18 protein-coding genes and 1 tRNA gene are annotated in these 18,642 nt (G+C 50.1%); 14 read left to right on the forward strand and 5 right to left on the reverse strand.

The genetic code is table 11. The features are described from left to right. A complete protein-coding gene (locus E3U44_RS01550) occupies window positions 1–546 on the reverse strand; it encodes a DUF2062 domain-containing protein (RefSeq protein WP_134356355.1) in 546 nt (181 codons plus the stop codon). A 69-nt stretch (window positions 547–615) separates the two neighbouring features. Here E3U44_RS01550 and E3U44_RS01555 point away from each other — a divergent pair, with 69 nt between their 5' ends. The 9 genes from E3U44_RS01555 (at window position 616) to metF (ending at window position 11,292) form a co-directional block, all read left to right on the forward strand. After that, window positions 616–2,988: a DNA internalization-related competence protein ComEC/Rec2 gene (locus tag E3U44_RS01555; RefSeq protein WP_134356356.1), complete on the forward strand. Its 2,373-nt coding sequence runs from the start codon at window positions 616–618 to the stop codon at window positions 2,986–2,988. Window positions 2,989–3,110: 122 nt separating this feature from the next. Continuing rightward, window positions 3,111–3,746 (forward strand): MotA/TolQ/ExbB proton channel family protein, encoded by a 636-nt coding sequence (locus E3U44_RS01560; protein WP_134356357.1) that lies wholly within the window; start codon window positions 3,111–3,113, stop codon window positions 3,744–3,746. 47 nt (window positions 3,747–3,793) lie between these two features. Beyond that, a complete protein-coding gene (locus E3U44_RS01565; RefSeq protein ID WP_134356358.1) occupies window positions 3,794–4,216 on the forward strand; it encodes an ExbD/TolR family protein in 423 nt (140 codons plus the stop codon). A gap of 16 nt (window positions 4,217–4,232) precedes the next feature. After that, a complete protein-coding gene (gene msbA, locus E3U44_RS01570; RefSeq protein ID WP_134359620.1) occupies window positions 4,233–6,026 on the forward strand; it encodes a lipid A export permease/ATP-binding protein MsbA in 1,794 nt (597 codons plus the stop codon). Further along, on the forward strand, window positions 6,013–7,047 hold the full coding sequence (gene lpxK / locus E3U44_RS01575) for a tetraacyldisaccharide 4'-kinase (RefSeq protein WP_134359619.1): 1,035 nt from the start codon (window positions 6,013–6,015) through the stop codon (window positions 7,045–7,047). The genes msbA and lpxK overlap by 14 nt, the downstream gene beginning before the upstream one ends. Further along, a complete protein-coding gene (locus tag E3U44_RS01580) occupies window positions 7,040–7,219 on the forward strand; it encodes a Trm112 family protein (protein ID WP_134356359.1) in 180 nt (59 codons plus the stop codon). Before lpxK ends, E3U44_RS01580 begins: the two co-directional genes overlap by 8 nt. Window positions 7,220–7,531: 312 nt before the next feature. Next, entirely contained in the window at window positions 7,532–8,743 is a 1,212-nt protein-coding gene (gene metK / locus E3U44_RS01585) for a methionine adenosyltransferase (protein WP_134359621.1), read from the forward strand. A 79-nt stretch (window positions 8,744–8,822) separates the two neighbouring features. After that, a complete protein-coding gene (gene ahcY / locus E3U44_RS01590) occupies window positions 8,823–10,136 on the forward strand; it encodes an adenosylhomocysteinase (protein WP_134356360.1) in 1,314 nt (437 codons plus the stop codon). A 262-nt stretch (window positions 10,137–10,398) separates the two neighbouring features. Beyond that, the gene (gene metF, locus E3U44_RS01595) at window positions 10,399–11,292 is read left to right on the forward strand and encodes a methylenetetrahydrofolate reductase [NAD(P)H] (RefSeq protein ID WP_134356361.1); all 894 of its coding nucleotides are present in this window, start codon (window positions 10,399–10,401) and stop codon (window positions 11,290–11,292) included. Window positions 11,293–11,355: 63 nt separating this feature from the next. On the opposite strand, the gene E3U44_RS01600 is transcribed toward metF, so the two are convergent. From E3U44_RS01600 to moaD, 3 genes are read right to left on the reverse strand one after another with little or no spacing between them, the layout of a single operon-like run. Continuing rightward, window positions 11,356–14,097: an EAL domain-containing protein gene (locus E3U44_RS01600; protein WP_206054866.1), complete on the reverse strand. Its 2,742-nt coding sequence runs from the start codon at window positions 14,095–14,097 to the stop codon at window positions 11,356–11,358. A 52-nt stretch (window positions 14,098–14,149) separates the two neighbouring features. After that, window positions 14,150–14,587, reverse strand: a complete 438-nt coding sequence (locus E3U44_RS01605) for a molybdenum cofactor biosynthesis protein MoaE (RefSeq protein WP_134356362.1) — start codon at window positions 14,585–14,587, stop codon at window positions 14,150–14,152. Continuing rightward, window positions 14,584–14,826: a molybdopterin converting factor subunit 1 gene (gene moaD / locus E3U44_RS01610; protein ID WP_134356363.1), complete on the reverse strand. Its 243-nt coding sequence runs from the start codon at window positions 14,824–14,826 to the stop codon at window positions 14,584–14,586. The genes E3U44_RS01605 and moaD overlap by 4 nt, the downstream gene beginning before the upstream one ends. 123 nt (window positions 14,827–14,949) lie before the next feature. Here moaD and moaC point away from each other — a divergent pair, with 123 nt between their 5' ends. From moaC to E3U44_RS01635, 5 genes are all read left to right on the forward strand, one after another. Continuing rightward, window positions 14,950–15,426, forward strand: a complete 477-nt coding sequence (gene moaC, locus E3U44_RS01615) for a cyclic pyranopterin monophosphate synthase MoaC (RefSeq protein WP_134356364.1) — start codon at window positions 14,950–14,952, stop codon at window positions 15,424–15,426. Window positions 15,427–15,608: 182 nt separating this feature from the next. After that, window positions 15,609–16,274 carry a flagellar basal body P-ring formation chaperone FlgA gene (gene flgA / locus E3U44_RS01620; protein WP_240761685.1) on the forward strand — a complete coding sequence of 222 codons (666 nt, stop codon included), beginning with the start codon at window positions 15,609–15,611 and terminating at the stop codon, window positions 16,272–16,274. A gap of 80 nt (window positions 16,275–16,354) precedes the next feature. After that, window positions 16,355–16,675 (forward strand): flagellar biosynthesis anti-sigma factor FlgM, encoded by a 321-nt coding sequence (gene flgM, locus E3U44_RS01625; protein WP_134356365.1) that lies wholly within the window; start codon window positions 16,355–16,357, stop codon window positions 16,673–16,675. Between the two features lie 10 nt (window positions 16,676–16,685). Beyond that, the gene (locus E3U44_RS01630; RefSeq protein WP_134356366.1) at window positions 16,686–17,168 is read left to right on the forward strand and encodes a flagellar protein FlgN; all 483 of its coding nucleotides are present in this window, start codon (window positions 16,686–16,688) and stop codon (window positions 17,166–17,168) included. 92 nt (window positions 17,169–17,260) lie between these two features. Continuing rightward, window positions 17,261–17,336: transfer RNA gene (locus tag E3U44_RS01635), tRNA-Ala, on the forward strand. A 799-nt stretch (window positions 17,337–18,135) separates the two neighbouring features. Here the strand turns inward: E3U44_RS01635 and E3U44_RS01640 are convergent. Further along, a complete protein-coding gene (locus E3U44_RS01640) occupies window positions 18,136–18,459 on the reverse strand; it encodes a DUF5681 domain-containing protein (protein WP_134356367.1) in 324 nt (107 codons plus the stop codon). Window positions 18,460–18,642 lie beyond the last annotated feature (183 nt).

Raw genomic sequence — 18,642 nt, forward strand, 5'->3', positions numbered from 1 at the left:
TTAAGCACAACGCTTATCTCCCGGTTTCGCTATTATCTTACGCCGTTTACGCTCTTTCCAGCGCCGGCCCACCTCCATTCGCCATAAGCCAAGGGTTAGCAACCCTCCCGTCAGGCCCACAACTAGACCTACAACTAAGCAGCCCAGCAAAAATGGCTCCCAAATGGCCACCAGCCGAGTTTGTAGCCACTGCCATGTCAGTTCAAACGTTACTTCTTGGACTGAAATGCCTAACAGCCAGGTCCCAACCTTGTAGGCAAAGAAAAATATTGGCCCCATTGTCAAAGGATTGGTGACCCAGACCATCAAGACAGAAACGGGTAAATTCACTCGAGCCCACACAGCTGCGATGGCTGCCACTAGCATCTGGCCAGGTAAGGGGAGAAAGGCAATAAATAGGCCGATGCTTACGGCTCCAGCCACTGAACGGCGATTGAGGTGCCAAAGGTTAGGCACAGAGAGCCACTCCCCAAGATATTGCAACTGCTTATGCTCTTTGAGTCGGTGAGGGGGGGGTAAATAGCGTCTAAGAAATCGGCGTGGCATAACGTCATAAACTCTACGAAATTCGCATTACGTCCATAAATTTACGATTATGATCTGAATCCTAAAGGCATGGTGTTAAATATCCATGATCAGGATCCTCAACCCATAGTGTTAAATGCGCTCACCTTTCTCACGGGGATAGTTATTCTGCAGCAGCTGCCTCTGCTGCCAGATTCAAAATGGTCCCTACTCCTAGGGGGACTCATTCCTTTGGCGCTCTCCCTTAAGCGCCTAAGGCCGGTGTTGCTGATTGTCATCGGCTTCCTCTGGGCCCTATTCCGTGCCCATTTATTACTCTCCCAAGAACTCCCTCCAGCAGTAGAAGGACAGGACGTTCTGCTTGAGGGTAGAGTAGCTTCTATCCCAGAGTCCCAGGCTCACAGCCTACGCTTTGCCTTTGCTGTTGAGCGCTTACTTTTCAAAGGCCAAACTTGGCATGTCCCCAAACGGGTACGCCTAAGTTGGTACCAAGACCCTCCTTCAGAACTTAACGTGGGGGACCGCTGGCAACTGACGGTCCGCCTCAAACGCCCACGAGGATTTATGAATCCGGGCGGCTTCGATTATGAAGGCTGGCTCTTCCGCCAAGGTTTTCGGGCTACAGGTTATGTCCGCTCGGCAACAGCAAATCGCTTTATCCAGTCCCACTGGCATCATTATCCCATTGATCGAGTCCGCCAACATCTGCTTGAGCGCATGGCCACGATCCTCGCTGACAGTCCTCAACAAGGGCTCGTTCAAGCACTTACTTTAGGCGAGCGTAGCGGCATCACTCCCCCGCAATGGCAAATCCTAGAGCGTACCGGAACCAATCATCTAGTCGCCATTTCAGGACTGCATATCGGTTTACTCGCAGGATTCGCCTATTTTTTGGGGCGACGCCTATGGTCCCTGCGAGCAACCAATACCCTGACCTTATCGGCTCATCAAGCAGCAGCTCTAGGTGCTATTATCAGTGCTTTATTCTACGCTGCCCTGGCCGGCTTCTCCATCCCTACTCAACGAGCCCTAATCATGGTCAGCGTAGTTATGCTTGCGGTCCTAGTAAAACGCCCTGTCCGTGCCTCTCGTACCCTCGCCCTGGCTCTGATATTGGTATTAATCTGGGACCCTCTCTCTGCTCTCGCCCCCGGTTTTTGGCTCTCCTTTGGCGCGGTTACGGCACTGATGATAGGGATGGCCGAACTTCGCCCCTTGCCTCCCTCCCAAAGCGCAACTTTCGAGACCACTTCTTACCACCTGGGGCGCCTTTGGCGGCAGTGGGGTAAGGCCCAGTGGGTGGTCGCCATAGGACTGGCTCCCTTGCTCCTATACCAATTTCAACACCTTTCCCTGGTGGCTCCCTTGGCCAATCTGGTGGCTGTCCCCTGGATAGGGTTGCTCATCGTCCCACCCCTACTTTTGGGCACCGTATTACTTATTCCCTTTCCCCCTGTGGGAGCAGCTCTCATCAGTCTTGCCGACACTCTACTGGCTTTGCTCTGGGACTTGCTCACCTGGTGCGCCGCCTTTCCCATAGCCCAATGGGAACAATACAGTCCCCCTCTTTGGGTGCTCCCTCCCGCTATCTTCGGAAGCCTGTTGCTGTTAGCCCCCCGGGGTCTGCCTGGCCGCTGGCTGGGGCTGGTGGCACTCCTTCCCTTATTCTTCACCCCCCCGCCACGCCCAACCCATGGAACGCTATGGTTTACGCTCCTCGACGTGGGACAGGGGCTCGCCGCAGTAGCCCGTACTCGGCACCACACCCTCGTATTCGATGCTGGACCTCGCTATAGCAACCGATTTAATACGGGGGAAGCCGTCGTCGCCCCGTTTTTACGCAGCCAAAACATCAGTGGTATCGACACTCTCGTGGTCAGCCATGGCGATAATGATCATCTCGGAGGAGTAGCAGGCCTTCTGCGTCATACTCCAGCACGACAGATCTTGACCAGTGTTCCCGAACAACTACGCTGGGCTCACCCCAAACTATGTGTCCGTGGCCAACACTGGCGCTGGGACGGCGTTGACTTCCAAATTCTCCATCCCCAATCCCCCCAAGGTCATGGCAATAATCATTCCTGCGTGCTACGCATTACGAGCGGAGAGCAACACATCCTCATTGCCGCCGATATTGAGCGCTCTGCAGAACAAACTCTGTTGGCAATGAATGCCGGTGAACTTGCCGCGACTATTTTAGTTGCCCCTCACCACGGTAGCTTGACTTCTTCAAGCCCTGAATTTATAGCGGCCGTCAATCCCGAGCACGCCCTGTTTGCGGTAGGCTATCGTAATCGTTGGGGCTTTCCTAAGCCGGCCATTGTACAACGTTATCTCGCCCACGGGGCAAAATCATGGAGTACTGCCCGCCATGGGGCCATCACCTTCCATTTAAACAATAAAACCCTAGGACAACCAGAGACTTTTAGGCAATCCAACCGGCATTACTGGACCGGAAGCTAAAATTTATGGATTTGGGACTGTCTACTAGTTACAGTATTATTGAGGGAGCTTAAGTAGATACCAAATTAAAGTAAAGCTTCTAACCAAAACACCCAACTACAGCAAAGGAATACTCACAAACCGTGCTTGAAATTATCAAAGCTGGCGGCTGGTTAATGTTACCGATCCTTGTCTGTTCCATTGTCGCCATTGGAATTATTATCGAACGTTTCTGGTCCCTGCGTCGGCAACGGGTCGCCCCCAAACATCTCGTAGGCCAAATTTGGCAATGGCAGTGCTGCAATCAACTCAATGAACTTCACATTAAACGAGTACGGGAAAATTCCCCCCTCGGTCGAATATTGGCTGCAGGGCTGGTAAACCGAAATCATTCCCGTGAAATTATGAAAGAGAGCATCGAAGATGTTGGCCGTCATGTCACCCTGGAATTAGAACGTTTCCTCAATACTTTGGGGACGATTGCGGCTATTACGCCGCTGCTTGGCTTGCTGGGTACGGTCATAGGGATGATCAAAGTCTTCACCGTTATCAACACCCAGGGCGTAGGCAACCCAGCAGTGCTGGCGGGGGGGATCTCTGAGGCACTCATCACCACCGCCGCAGGCCTTGCAGTAGCCATTCCAAGTTTGATGTTTTACCGTTATTTTCGCGGCAAAGTCATGGCCTTGGTGGTAGACATGGAAGAACAGGCGATCCAACTGGTGGAGGTCATGCATGGGGACCGGGAACTTGATCCCGTTGAAAATGCGGCCGCCTGAATATCTGGTGAAGCCTCTTTAGACGCAGAAACCTGGCTTGGAACATCATGAACATACACCCGCCCCCCCCTAATGAACCAGAAATCAATCTCACCCCCCTTATTGATGTGGTTTTCTTGCTCCTTATTTTCTTTATGGTCTCAACCAGCTTTATCCACGAATCGGAGCTGAAAGTAGATTTGCCTAAAGCCACCACCCGCCCCATAGAGCAACAGGGAACCCCTATCCAGGTGATTATTGATAGGGCGGGCAAGATTGCCATCAATGGAAAGCGTCTCGTTAATAACCAGTCTGCCACCCTCGCGGCAGCGATGAAAGAGGCAGCAGGTGATCGCCAACACCCCCACGTGATCATTAGCGCTGATGCCAAAACTAATTATCAATCCGTAGTCACGGTAATGGACGTTGCTCAACAACTCGGCTTTGAACGCCTGAGCCTAGCCACCGCTCAACGCCGAAAGGAGCCCTGACTTTCTCCCCATGTCCATGACGCTAACCTCCTCTTTGGAATCCGGACTGGTCGTTTATCACCGCCTGTTGGGTTATGTCCGACCTTACCGCTGGATTTTCGCAGTCTCTGTCATCACCATGGCCGTCTACGCGGCTACCGAGACCGGGCTGGCAGCACTAATGAAACCCCTGATGGACGGGAGCTTTGTGGAGCGTGATCCAGCCACCATCAAGCTTATTCCCCTGCTTTTAATTGGTCTATTTGTCATCCGCGGTATCGCCAATTTTACTACCAATTATGGCCTCAGGTGGGTCGCTCGCCGGGTTGTAAAAGACCTCCGGAAAGACATGTTCTGCCATCTTCTTACCTTACCGGCACGTTATTATGACCAAAATTCTTCTGGCCAACTCCTAGCGAAGCTCATTTATGATGTAGAGCAGGTTTCCAATGCGGCTACGGACGCCATCCTCACCATCGTCCGGGATTCCTTGACCATCCTGGGTCTCCTTGCCTGGATGCTCTACTTAAATGGTCTGCTCACCCTAATCATTCTAGTGACCGTGCCTATTATTGCCCTTATCGTCTGGTGGATCAGTTACCGCTTCCGCCGGATTAGCCGAAAGATTCAAAATTCCATGGGTGATGTCAGTCAAGTGGCCCAAGAAGCGCTTGAAGGCCATCGGGAGGTCAAGATCTTTGGCGGGCAAGCCTATGAAGCCGAACGTTTCGACCACGTCAATGAGCAAAACCGCCAACAAACCATGAAAATGGTGGCCACTGATGCCATCAGCCAGCCGGTAGTTCAGTTCATTGCCGTACTGGGATTAGCCGGCGTCATTTATCTCGCCACACGCGAAACCATGCTCACTCAAATTAGCATCGGCACCTTCATTTCCTTTGTCACCGCCATGATGATGCTACTTGGCCCTGTTAAACGTCTCACCAAGATCAACGGGACTTTGCAGCGAGGTATTGCCGCAGCCCAAAGTATCTTCAGCCTCTTAGGAGAACCCCCTGAAACCAATGGCGGGCAGCAAACACTGGGGTGCGTCCAAGGGGCGGTTCGCTTTGAGCAGTTATCTTTCTGCTATGACGCCACCAAAGGCCCCGTGCTCGAAAACATCAACTTGGAGATCATGCCGTGTCAAACCGTTGCTTTGGTAGGTCATTCAGGCAGTGGCAAATCCACTTTGGTAAGCTTGCTTGCCCGTCTCTACGAGATTGATTGTGGGCGTATCTTTCTAGACGGGATTGATATCCAAGAACTCCCTCTCACGGAACTACGTAAACAGATTGCCTTGGTCAACCAACAGATCGTCTTGTTTAACGACACCATTGCCCATAACATCGCCTATGGAAGCCACCGGCAGGTCAGCAAACAAGATATTATCCGCGCCGCTGAAGCTGCCCATGCCATGGAATTCATCAACCGCCTGCCTAGGGGTTTGGAGACCGTCATTGGCGAGAATGGCATCCTCCTTTCCGGAGGCCAACGGCAACGACTTGCCATTGCCCGGGCCTTACTTAAAGATGCCCCCATCCTCATTTTGGATGAGGCGACTGCCTCCCTAGATACCGAAGCCGAACGGCATATCCAAGCGGCTCTAGAGACCCTGATGCGCCGCCGGACCACACTGGTCATCGCCCATCGACTGTCCACAATAGAAAATGCCGACCAGATCATCGTGCTTCATCAAGGCCGGATTCTTGAAAGAGGGACTCATCACCAGCTTCTCGCCCAGCAAGGTCACTATGCCGAGCTCTACCGCCTGCAATTCCACAACGGCAACGAACACGCCCTGCCCCTCGCCGCAAATGTTGGATTATAGGTCTCTCATTCTCAACTATTGGTATAGCACTCACCCCACACGTTGGTTGCTCACTCCCCTCAGTGCTCTCTTCCAAATGGTGGTAAAAGGGCGTCAATGGGCCTACCGTCAAGGCCTGAAGGGTATCCAAGTATTCCCCGTACCCGTCCTAGTTATCGGCAATCTGACCTTAGGAGGGACGGGAAAAACGCCGCTAGTCATTTGGTTAGCACAATTTCTCAGGCACCGTGGCTACCGGCCGGGAATCATCAGCCGCGGCTATGGGGGCCAAGCCCGAAACTATCCCCAGCGCGTCTATCCTGACAGCGATCCCTATCTTGTCGGTGATGAGGCCATTCTCCTGGCCCGGCACACCACCTCTCCCATCGTTGTAGGACCTGATCGGGCCATTGCCGCCCGGACCCTTTTAGCCCACGCTGACTGTAATGTCTTGCTTTCAGACGATGGTTTACAGCATTATGCCTTAGGCCGAGATATCGAGATCCTGTTGGTGGACGGGGCACGCCGCTTTGGTAACGGTCACTGTCTACCCGCTGGCCCCTTAAGGGAACCCTTAGATCGCCTGCAAACTGTGGATTTAGTGGTCACCAATGGTTTTCCTCAAGCGGGGGAGTTTGCCATGCACCTGCAACTTCAAACAGCTCGCCGTCTCACAGACGGCACTCCCTATCCCCTAAAAAAATTTCGCCACTCCAAGATACATGGAGTCGCCGGAATCGGAAATCCAGAACGCTTTTTTATCCAGTTACAAACCCAAGGTCTCACCGTTCAGCCACATCCTTTTCCCGACCACCACCGTTTCCAGCCTAACGATCTCACCTTTGAAGATCAGCAACCGGTATTAATGACGGAGAAAGATGCGGTAAAATGTACCCATTTTGCCCGCGATAACCATTGGTATGTTCCCTTGGATGTTTCTCTACCAGCCTCCTTTGGCGATCAGGTGCTGAACTTGCTGCAGCAGGCTTTTAGAAAAAAGCCAAACGCTAAACATAGCAACAACAGGATGCTCCATGGATAAAAAATTACTTGAGATACTTGCTTGCCCAGTATGCAAAAGCTCCTTGGTCTATCAGAAAACAGACGAGGAACTCATCTGTAAGGCTTGTCGTTTGGCCTACCCTATCCGGGATGGCATTCCGGTCATGCTCGAGGAGGAAGCGCGGCAACTCGATCCTGAGGAGGAAGTCTAGCCTCTCTAGAAGAACTCAAGTAGCATTAGCAGTTTAGAACCTAGCACTCACTTAAAACAGGTGCCCTACCCGAATATTCCAGGGGAGGAGCTTCCTCCCGCTTGAAGACAAAGGCACAATGATAGTCTGCTAGAGCCCAATAAAACGGTTGCTAGATTTAAGATCATGCTTATACTGCTAACTAATCAAATTAATTTATTACAGCACCAAAAAAGGTTTAAGTAGACAGCAGCGCCACCGAACCCTCCCTTGTACTCTTACCTTAGTACCGCTAAAGTTTGCCAAAATTCAAAGAAGGGGAAAAATATGTCCATGAAGGAAACTAGACAATTTACTTCAGAATCGGTCTCCGAAGGTCATCCAGATAAAATTGCAGACCAAATCTCGGATGCGATCCTAGACGCCATCTTGGCCAAAGATAAGAAAGCACGGGTGGCTTGCGAGACTTTAGTGAAAACCGGCATGGTGCTCGTGGCAGGAGAAATTACCACCCAAGCCCAAGTCGATTATGAGCAAATCATCCGCGAACTCATTATTAAAATTGGTTACGACAGTTCAGAAATGGGATTTGATGGGGCAACCTGTGCCGTGTTAAATGCCATCGGCAAGCAATCACCTGATATTGCCCAGGGCGTTGACCGAGAATTAGAAGAAGAACAAGGTGCAGGCGACCAAGGGATGATGTTTGGCTATGCGAGCGATGAAACCGATGTTTTGATGCCTGCACCCATTACCTATTCCCATCGCTTGGTACAGCGCCAGGCCGAAGTGCGGCGTAGCGGCGAATTGCCTTGGTTGCGTCCAGACGCTAAAAGCCAGGTTACCTTGCTTTATGAAGACGATGTGCCCGTGGGAATTGATGCCGTTGTCTTATCCACCCAGCATAGCCCCGAAATCAAGCAAACCACCTTGCGTGAGGCGGTTATTGAAACCATTATCAAACCCGTACTGCCCGCCGAATGGTTGGCCCGCTGTAAATCTGAAAACATTCATGTGAACCCGACCGGCAGTTTCGCCATCGGGGGTCCTATGGGCGATTGTGGACTGACTGGGCGTAAAATCATCGTCGATACTTATGGAGGAATGGCTCGCCATGGGGGCGGTGCCTTTTCAGGCAAAGATCCCTCCAAAGTAGACCGCTCTGCTGCCTATGCTGGCCGCTACGTCGCTAAAAACCTTGTAGCTGCAGGCTTGGCTGAGCGCTGTGAGGTTCAAATCTCGTACGCCATCGGTGTCGCCGAACCGACCTCAGTGAGCGTCAATACCTTCGGTACGGGCAGGGTTGCAGAATCCCGTCTCGTCCAGTTGATCCGAGCACATTTTGATCTACGACCCGCAGGTCTGCTACGGATGCTAGACCTGCTTCAACCTATTTACCGAAAAACCGCGGCGTATGGCCACTTTGGCCGGGAAGAGCCCGAATTTACTTGGGAGCAAACCGATAAAGCCGAGGCACTCCGCGATGCCGCGGGCTTAGGGCCTATTACCGCTGAAGTTGTCAACGCTCGCTCTGAAAGCCATTAACCCTAGAAGTCAAGGGAAAATTTAGGCGGTAAATTTAAATATCGGGTCATGCCTGAACAAAACAAATCTGGGAGAACCTATGAGCACACAGACCGCAGAAAATCTGGCCTCTGATTATAAGGTTGCAGATATCAGTCTTGCTGACTGGGGCCATAAAGAGATTGCCATTGCTGAAACTGAAATGCCTGGCCTTATGGCCTTACGGGAAGAATACCAAGGGCAGAAACCCCTGGCTGGCGCCCGTATTGCTGGCTGCCTCCACATGACCATTCAAACGGCTGTTCTTATCGATACCCTAGTGGCCCTCGGCGCTGAAGTGCGTTGGTCCTCATGCAATATTTTTTCCACCCAAGACCACGCCGCCGCAGCTATTGCTGCCAAAGGAATTCCGGTATTCGCATGGAAAGGTGAAACCGAAGAGGAATACTGGTGGTGCGTTGATCAAACCATCCACGGGCCTAATGGCTGGCAACCCAATATGCTGCTAGATGATGGGGGTGACCTCACCGCCGTCATGCATAAGCGATACCCCAAGATTTTAGAAGAAGTCCGCGGCCTTTCTGAGGAGACCACCACTGGCGTACACCGCTTATACGAAATGATGGAGCAGGGAACCCTGAAAGTCCCTGCCTTTAACGTCAACGATTCGGTCACCAAGTCTAAATTTGATAACCTTTATGGTTGCCGGGAGTCCCTCCTTGACGGCATCAAGCGGGCAACCGATGTCATGATTGCAGGTAAAACCACGGTGATATTGGGGTATGGCGATGTCGGCAAGGGATGCGCCCAATCCCTCCGTGGCCAAGGAGCCACGGTGTGGGTTACCGAGATTGATCCTATTTGTGCCCTCCAAGCAGCCATGGAAGGTTTTCGCGTTGTCACCATGGAAGAGGCGGCAAGCAAGGGGGATATTTTCATCACAGCCACCGGCAATTATCACGTGATCACTCACCAACATATGCAAGCGATGAAGAATCAGGCCATCGTTTGCAATATCGGCCACTTTGATAGCGAGATTGATGTGGCGAGCCTGCGGCAATATACCTGGGAAAACATTAAACCCCAAGTGGACCACATCATCTTCCCAGATGGGAAACGTATCATCCTCCTTGCTGAAGGCCGATTGGTCAACTTGGGCTGCGCTACGGGACATCCCAGTTTTGTCATGTCCAACTCATTTACCAACCAAGTATTGGCCCAGATTGAATTATGGAACAATCCAGAGAAGTATGAGAGGCGAGTTTATGTGCTACCGAAAAAACTGGATGAACAAGTCGCCCAGTTGCACTTAAAGAAACTCGGTGCTCAATTAACTCAGCTTACCGAAGAACAGGCCAAATATATTGGTGTTCCATTAGACGGACCCTATAAGCCAGACTATTATCGATATTAAGTTATTGTATATTAAATATATTTCAAGAAAATATAGGAAGGAAATCACTTTCTAAGTAGGTGCAATACCCAGGCTAACTGCCGGCAATCAGCTAAAGCAGTTACATTGCCGGCAGTTATTTACTCACACTCTGGACTTATGCAGTTTGTCATACCCGCGTAGGCAGGTATCCAGATTTTTCAGAGAGTGATTAGATACCTGCCTACGCGGGTATGACAATCCGGGCATTTGGCGTAAATACTGACACTTTTATTATGGCATTATGCATTCTCAACGGAACTACCCTTTAATTTTTAGTTGTGAATTCTTCCCCCCTAAGGGTGATGAAGGCGCTTCTAAACTGCGCCGGACTCGAAAGAAGCTTGCCCGACTCCATCCTCGTTACTATTCGGTGACTTTTGGGGCAGGTGGATCTACCCGTGACCGAACCTTCGAGACAATTTCAGCAATCCAGGCAGAAGCGAAGAAAACTGGTATTGAAGCTGCCCCCCATCTCTCTTGTGTGGGGGCTACCCGCGGGAATATTCGAGAAATTCTAAAGGCTTACCAACAACAGGGAGTCAAACGCCTGGTCACTCTCCGAGGCGATTTACCTTCTGGAATGGTTGATCCCGGAGATTTTCATTATGCGAACCAATTGGTGGAATTCATTCGCGCCGAAACAGAGGATTATTTCTACATTGAGGTGGCGGCTTATCCCGAGGTCCATCCCCAAGCGCGCTCTGCACGCGCTGATCTTATGAATTTCAAACGCAAGGTCGAGGCAGGGGCTAATAGTGCCATTACCCAGTATTTCTACAATATCGATGCTTATCTCCGCTTTGTAGATCGCTGTGAAAGCGTAGGCATCGACCTCCCCATTGTTCCTGGGATCATGCCGATTAACAATTACGTGCAGTTAGCCCGCTTCTCTGATGCCTGCGGCGCAGAAATCCCGCGCTGGCTACGGAAACGATTGGAGGAATTTCGTGATCCGGCCGCCATGAGCGCCTTTGCTCTTGATGTCATCAGTGATCTCTGTCATCGCTTGCTGGAATCTGGTGCTCCAGGGTTGCATTTCTATACGCTAAACCGGGCAGACCCCACCCTTGCTATCTGGAATAACTTAGGGTTGAAAGTTAAACCTGCCGATTTATCTACTGCTGCCAAGACGTAGGCCTGTCATGGATCTGGGAGAAGACCCAGAGGTGGTAAGGGTCAACTCATCGAAGGGAAATAGTCATTTTTTCTCTTTATTCTTTATCAAAGGCCTGTTATGAAATGGCCGAGGAACTCCAATGACAAGGCCTTGGACATAATCAACTCCAATGCCTCGTAGCTTTTCCAGGACAGCTTCATTTTCGACAAATTCAGCAATAGTCTTCAAGCCCATCACTTTACCTACCTTATGAATGGCCTCTACCATGGCATAATCCACAGGATCATCCACCATGTCTTTGACGAAACTACCATCAATCTTTAGGTAATCAACTGGTAAATTCTTTAAGTAATTAAATGACGATAGACCACTGCCGAAGTCATCTAATGCGAAACGACATCCGATCTCCTTCAATTCTCGAATAAATCGAATCGCACTATCAAAGTTGGCCACCGCTGCCGTTTCCGTGATCTCAAAGCAAATCATCCGAGGGTTAATCGGACTCCGTTGCAGTTGCTCAATCACAAACTTCAAAAATAATTCATCACAAACCGATTGACCGGAAAGATTGATGCCTATCAGCCCATGCCCTATTGAGTGCTTCTCTAAGGCAATAAAGGTGTTACTGATTACCCACCGATCCAGGGCCGACATTAAGCGGTACCGCTCCGCAGCCGGAATAAAAGCCATTGGCGGAATAAGGCCTTCGTCCTCGCCTTTCATTCGCAATAACACCTCACCGTGGCAGATATGCTCTTCCTCATTTAAGGCATGTATCGGCTGGTAATAAATTAGAAACCGGCTCTCCTCAAAGGCCTGCTGGATACGAGCCACCCACTGTATCTCGCCATGGTGGCGCTCAACGATGCAGTCATCGAGGCGATAGGTGTGAATACGATCACGCCCTTGGTCTTTGGCCACGTAACAGGCTGTGTCTGCAGCACTCAGTACTTCCTCCAGCCCTCCACTGCCTCGAGCAAGGGAAACCAAACCGATGCTGACACCCAGCTGAAAAGCCTTTCCTTTCCAGTTAAAGCGAAAATCACGGATCAAAATCCGCAGACTCTCTGCAATCCCTCGAGCCTGGTCTAAATGGCATCCCAGCAGCAGTACACCAAACTCATCCCCCCCCAGCCGGCCCAGGCAGTCTGCCTCGCGGATTCGCTCCTGTAACAAGGTAGCCAGTTGACGAAGTAACTTATCGCCGGCTAAATGCCCACAAGTATCATTGACTACCTTAAATTGGTCCAAATCTAAATAACATAGGACATGATGGGTATCGTTCTGGCGGACATCATCCAATGCCTGCCGCAGCCGAACTTCAAATTCACGCCGGTTGATGAGACCAGTTAAAGCATCATGAGTCGCTTGATAGCTAAGCTGGCTTGCAAGCGCCCGCAGGGGGCTGATATCCCGTAGTACCAGGACGGCACCGAAAATACGGTCCTGGGAATCACGGAGAGGCGCAATAGATGTTTGAACAATTAATTCCTGATTCCGCGCGTCCTGCAATAAGGCTGTGCAGGAATGACTCTCAACAGGCTCCTGCGCTAACCAAGCAGCAATATCACGAATCACATGAGAGCGGCTCTCTTCATCGAGAAGACAAGCAACCTTCTCCAGGGACTTGCCTTGGGCCTGACTTTGAGTTGTGCCAATAAGTTCTTCTGCTAATGGATTGAGATAATCGATCCGGCCCTGAGAATCAATGGTAATCACCGCATCTCCAATCGACTCCAAAGTCACCTGAGCCCGCTGATGGTCTAAAAATAAAGCTTCTTGCGCCCTCTGACTCACCATGATCTTCCGAAAGCGGATGAGAGTCTGGGCAAAAGCATTCGCAAAACTCATTGATAACACTTCATCATCGAGAGTAAAGCCGCGATGATTGCGTTTATTACAAAGATAAATCCGCCCGATGATCTTCCCTTCATTGATGATAGGTGCCATAAGCAATGACTTCAGGGAAAAATCAGGAGGCAGAAACTCCACTAAATCTGAATGTGAACTCAGATCATCAACACGCAGTGCCCGCTCTCGCTCTAGCCGGGCTCCCAAGAGTTCTTTACTGCTTAAAATTTGAGTGATAATTTCTGCTTTCTCCTTAGACACACCAGAGAAAACAAAGGTCTTTAAGTGATCCTCAGCATTCAGTGTAGTCGCCACAGCATATTCAGACTGTGCTAATTCCTGCAGGATATCCATTCCGCCTCGCAACAAATATTCCTCATCGGTTGCATGAGCTAATAAATCCAGCAATCTCTGCGAGACCTCGTAGAGATTGCTATGCCGCGTCAAGGTATTGAGAATTTCCGTTAAAAATTCCGCCACCGACAGGAATAAAGCCTCCTCCTGTTTGTTCCAAAGGTGATTTGGCTGACTCCGGTGCATCCCCAGCAGCCAAGGCTCACCCTGGTTAGGATAAAGGGCAATCGCCATGAGGGCTTGAGAACCTAAGGGCTCTTGCTCGCCGAATCGAGCGGGAAGAGGGAAATCATCATTAAAAACGACCGGCGACCGGCGGGCTAAGGCTAAACGGAATAACCTTCCTGTAAACTCATCCACAGGGAGATCCTGCTTCAAAGTTTGAACTTGAGAAAACCCCGGCTTTGAGCGTTGGCAACAAACACGATAACTCGTAGCGATGGAACTACAAGGATAAAGCAGCCATACCCGGTTACAATTAAAGAGGAAAAAGACAGAATCCACGGCAACGGCAAGTAGTCTGTCTATATCGGCGTGATCACTCGCAGCCTGGGCAATAGGGCGTAAAACTTCGAGGATGGTTGGCCTCTTGGCCTTAAAATCACTTCCCTGTTTCATCGCCTAGTGCCCAATAGCGCTTCGCCCCTATCAGAAAACACGCATACCCACCTTAGGAGGAGGTATTGCTCTCGACCCAGCGGGTACCGGTTGCAAGCGTTTCCTTTTTCCAAAAAGGAGCGCTGGCTTTTAACTCCTCCACCAGATAATAACAGGCCTTGAAGGCAGCCGCCCGATGGGCAGACCAAACCGCCACAAGCACAATGGGTTCGTTGGGCTGTAAATGGCCATAGCGATGAATAATAAGAGAGTCGAGAATAGGCCATTGGCGTCTTGCCTCCTCGGTAAGCTTGCCGAGGTATTTTTCAGTCATGTCGGGGTAATGTTCTAGCTCCATAGCTTGGACATTCTCCCCTTCATTGAAGTCTCTCATGGTGCCCACAAAGCAGGCAGTCGCCCCAAATCGCCCCATCTGCCCTAAATAGGCTTGCTGGTAGTTAGCAACTTCTTGCCAAGGCTCAAATGGAGCATTAATAATGTGAATAGTCACAGCCTACCCCCACCTGTCACCGGGGGAAAGAAAGCAACTTCATCCCCATCCCTTACCACCGTCTCAGCGTCAGCATATTCCATGTTTACGGCTATTAATACATTTTCTGAAATCGGTTGACCACTACCCACAAGAGTCCAAACCTCCGCCACCGTTATTGGCTCGCTGAAATCAATCTGACGTTCCGTACAACCCAGACGTTCGCGCAAGCTAGCAAAAAACTTGACTGTGATCGCCATGACTCATCACTCCACACCTTGGTTAAGAGTAGGTAATATATTTTGTTCCAAGAAGAAGTACCTATGAATAAATGCTAATGGGTACAGACTAGATTATTAATCCTTAATGACCGGATCTATGTAATGAAAAAGTTATCACATTTTGATGAGTCCGGTAGAGCGCATATGGTTGATGTAGGAAATAAAGCCATTACTCAGCGAGTTGCAATCGCTACGGGCCGGATCCTGATGCAGCCTCAAACCCTGAATATGATTAATGAGGGCCACCATAAGAAAGGCGACGTTTTAGGCATTGCACGAATAGCTGGAATTATGGCGGCCAAAAAAACAGCCGACTTGATCCCTCTATGCCATCCCCTTGTGCTCACCCGGGTCGCCATTGAGTTATTCCCCTATCCCGAAATTTCTGCCATTGACTGCCGGGCTACGGTAGAGACTCATGGTCAAACCGGTGTGGAAATAGAAGCCTTAACCGCCGTCCAGATCACCCTTCTTACCCTCTATGACATGTGTAAATCTGTAGATCGGGGGATGACAATGACAGACATCTACCTAGTGGAGAAGACCGGCGGAAAATCGGGAGATTGGAAGAGAAATTGAACAAAGGCACGGCGCGCCGCGCCCCTACTTACAAAAAACCGAAATAGCCGATTTAAAGATACCCCATTAGTGCCGATACGCTATTGGAAGGGCACGGCGTGCCGTGTCCTCCTATAATAAAGCTATTAATGCCCAATAACCTTTTTATGCGTCTTCTCTATTGCTTATTTTGGCTTTTCTTAATGCTGTTCCCTCCTGCTCATGGCATGGCCAAGGATAATCAATCCTTGCCTGAAATCCAGGAGATAGCTCGCAAATTTGTCCTCAGGCAGGCGGAAGCATTACCAGGAAATATCGAAGTCGTCCCAGGCCCATTAGATCGGCGCTTACGCCTCCCCAAATGCTCTCATCCCTTAAAGGCTTTCTTCCCTAGTGGCAGTCGCCCCACAGGCAACACCACAGTAGGTGTCCGCTGTACTGGGGGCACCCCCTGGACGGTATACCTCTCTGTCAAAGTAGCTGTCTATGGTAAAGTAGTGGTTGCAACCCGCCCCCTAGGATCAGGTTCCCCCCTAAGCCTCGTTGATATCCATCTGGAGCGCCGCAATCTAGAACGACTAAGGCAAGGTTATCTCAGCGACCCAGCGCAAGTGGTGGGTAAACGCCTCAAGCGACCATTGGGCTTGGGGGCAGTCATTACTCCTGAGGTATTGAAAATTCCCAAACTGGTCCGGCGGGGGCAACAAGTCATTTTAATAGCTAAAGTCCCTGGGCTACAGGTCCGCATGAAAGGCCAGGCTCTTGAAGATGCCGGCGCGGGAGAACAGATTCGTGTCAGGAACATTTCATCCCAGCGTGTTGTCGAAGGGACGGTAACGGCTAACGGGATAGTGCAAGTGCAAATGTAATAGGCAGAATACCTACACTCTTAAAGCTGAAGTCTTAAACGCCGATAACAATGGGCAAAAGATTTGAGGAGAAAGCCAAAATGTCCACAGAAATCAATGGACTATCTGGCTATAGTAACGGCTCCGTGCAAAAATCGCTAGAAACAGCTACTAATGACCTCTCCCACTCTAAGTCAGCGGAAGGTTCTAGCGCCTTAAGTCATCCGGCCGCGGAAACTGTTACCTTGACTAACACGGCTGAACAACTTAGGGAGACGGAGGCATCTCTAGCCAGTGTATCCGTTGTAGATAATCAAAAAGTTGAGCAAATTAAACAATCAATCCAGGATGGCAGTTACCAAATTGATTCTGAACGTATTGCGGACAAACTGATTGCCCTAGAACAAGCCTTGAATAAATAGTCATTCAGGCATGTCGATCCACGTTCTGATAAGACTCGTCCAAGATGAGTTAAGTTGCCTCGAATACCTCTGGCAAGCGTTGCAAGATGAATACCTTGCCCTATGCCAGAGGGAGGTAACCAATATTGATGCCGCAGTTAGCAAGAAACAAAATGCTATGAAATGCTTGGAAGCTATCTTTCAAAATTATGAAGAACAACTTAGAGCCTCCGGGCTACCTTCCACTCTCGAGGGCATTGATGCCTATATCCAGGCTAATGCCTCCCAGGGACAAGAGCCTCTCTCGACCTTTTGGGAACAACGACAAAGGCGGTTACAGCAATGCTGCGATCAGAATCAACTTAATGGCAGCCTGATAAACCGCAATCGTCACCAAATTCTGCAAGCCCTAACAATACTGAGTGGACAGGAACTTAAACCTGCCGCTTACGGCCCTGGAGGTGATCTACTGCCCTCTGCCTCAGCATCCCGCTCCCTCCTAGGACGAGTTTAAGTTTAAAAGCAATACTCCAAGCTTTCTCGCCTAATTTATAACTTTGAGATGACACTCCAAACTTTTCAGGGTAAAATTTAGTTCTAAATTCTGGGGCCGTAGCTCAGCTGGGAGAGCGTCGCGTTCGCAATGCGAAGGTCGGGAGTTCGATCCTCCTCGGCTCCACCAGTTATAGGTCATTGAAAACAATAACTTATAACAATGAAATTTCCCTAATTCGAAGCGGCCTTCTTTACCTTAGATAATTCCAAGTCCATATCAAGCCCACGATCCATAAAAAGCATCTTTTTTTCCTTGCTCGGCGAGAAAGCTTACAAGGATGACGCCGTTCGAGTTCTTTCTAAAAAAGCCTGAATCTCCTTCACGCTGAAGAGTGGCACCACAAAAAACTTCCTTATTCCCGCAATCGAGCCATATATAAAGAGCCGGGAGAAAGTTGCAGCACCAACTTAGGACTAAGTTAATCATTCGTTGGCTTTGTCCAGCAGTGCCGCGGATAATCCCGACCCGCCCTAATATATTTTTTAAAGCAAGAACATCGTTGGGAAGAGCAACCTTGCGAATTACTTACTACTGTATGGGGTAAAGTTGACGGATTTTCCGTCATTTCCGTCACATCCAGCACAGGCATGGGTTTTGGATGGCTTAACTCAGCACGCATCCATCACTTTGTGCTGAGTAAACTGCATTTTCCCTGCCAGCAACTATGCAAGGCCTCCCAATGAGGTAACAAAACCCCGCCAGGGCGAAACCATAGCAGGGTTGAAAACAAGTTGAATTCTGGAAAGCTGAGAGCCTTACTTGTGGTCAAGCACCCTTTTACGTCGTAAGCTCGTAGTGCACTGCCAGTCCTTGATAGAGCGGCGCCCAGCGTAATGCTTGAAAGTTAGAAACATTCATGCTTAAGGATGATACTTACTTCCACGGCACCAGAAGCGGTTTTTCCGGTGAAGAGAGGACCTTCCCCTCAGTGCTTCGTCAGCTTTTCCCTTTCCCTGCGCAGACGCTCAAGCTTTTGCTCTATCTCCTCAGTGCTCATTTCCTTCAACTCATCTAGAAAATGCCCAGGCACTTCCTTTGGAATAAGGCTGGCCACCACTTTGAGATATGCGGCAGGATTCCGCTTCCTAACCGCCGCCAGCACATCCTTGCCCTGTTTTTGCCAGTCTTCGTGCAAATCCCTCAGGAAATCTTCGGACAAGCGGTTGCGGGTACCTTTAGGCTTCCCCGCAGGGTTCCCAGACTGGCCCGGTTTAAACAATTGGGGTAAGGTTTTTCGTTTGTCAGTCATTCTGTATCCACGCTGTTTTTTCAGAGCGTTATGAGGTCATCACCTCGAGTGTTCGTGGGGCATGAACTTCAATTTGATGCCTGGTCAACAAGGAGGCGATTATAGGGGTTATGGCTGCGGAATGACTAGCTACCCTCGAGCATGAATCGGAGCGAGTTCTGCTAGGACATCCCCTTAGGGCAG

The sequence above is a fragment of the Nitrosococcus wardiae genome (assembly GCF_004421105.1).
GTDB lineage: Bacteria > Pseudomonadota > Gammaproteobacteria > Nitrosococcales > Nitrosococcaceae > Nitrosococcus > Nitrosococcus wardiae.

What these genes read in the sequence shown, in the direction of transcription:
- E3U44_RS01550 (WP_134356355.1), bottom strand. Translation starts at nt 546, where the DNA reads ATGCCACGCCGATTTCTTAGACGCTATTTACCCCCCCCTCACCGACTC.
- E3U44_RS01555 (WP_134356356.1), top strand. Translation starts at nt 616, where the DNA reads ATGGTGTTAAATATCCATGATCAGGATCCTCAACCCATAGTGTTAAAT.
- E3U44_RS01565 (WP_134356358.1), top strand. Translation starts at nt 3,794, where the DNA reads ATGAACATACACCCGCCCCCCCCTAATGAACCAGAAATCAATCTCACC.
- msbA (WP_134359620.1), top strand. Translation starts at nt 4,233, where the DNA reads ATGACGCTAACCTCCTCTTTGGAATCCGGACTGGTCGTTTATCACCGC.
- lpxK (WP_134359619.1), top strand. Translation starts at nt 6,013, where the DNA reads ATGTTGGATTATAGGTCTCTCATTCTCAACTATTGGTATAGCACTCAC.
- E3U44_RS01580 (WP_134356359.1), top strand. Translation starts at nt 7,040, where the DNA reads ATGGATAAAAAATTACTTGAGATACTTGCTTGCCCAGTATGCAAAAGC.
- metK (WP_134359621.1), top strand. Translation starts at nt 7,532, where the DNA reads ATGAAGGAAACTAGACAATTTACTTCAGAATCGGTCTCCGAAGGTCAT.
- ahcY (WP_134356360.1), top strand. Translation starts at nt 8,823, where the DNA reads ATGAGCACACAGACCGCAGAAAATCTGGCCTCTGATTATAAGGTTGCA.
- metF (WP_134356361.1), top strand. Translation starts at nt 10,399, where the DNA reads ATGCATTCTCAACGGAACTACCCTTTAATTTTTAGTTGTGAATTCTTC.
- E3U44_RS01600 (WP_206054866.1), bottom strand. Translation starts at nt 14,097, where the DNA reads ATGAAACAGGGAAGTGATTTTAAGGCCAAGAGGCCAACCATCCTCGAA.
- moaD (WP_134356363.1), bottom strand. Translation starts at nt 14,826, where the DNA reads ATGGCGATCACAGTCAAGTTTTTTGCTAGCTTGCGCGAACGTCTGGGT.
- moaC (WP_134356364.1), top strand. Translation starts at nt 14,950, where the DNA reads ATGAAAAAGTTATCACATTTTGATGAGTCCGGTAGAGCGCATATGGTT.
- flgA (WP_240761685.1), top strand. Translation starts at nt 15,609, where the DNA reads ATGCTGTTCCCTCCTGCTCATGGCATGGCCAAGGATAATCAATCCTTG.
- flgM (WP_134356365.1), top strand. Translation starts at nt 16,355, where the DNA reads ATGTCCACAGAAATCAATGGACTATCTGGCTATAGTAACGGCTCCGTG.
- E3U44_RS01630 (WP_134356366.1), top strand. Translation starts at nt 16,686, where the DNA reads ATGTCGATCCACGTTCTGATAAGACTCGTCCAAGATGAGTTAAGTTGC.
- E3U44_RS01640 (WP_134356367.1), bottom strand. Translation starts at nt 18,459, where the DNA reads ATGACTGACAAACGAAAAACCTTACCCCAATTGTTTAAACCGGGCCAG.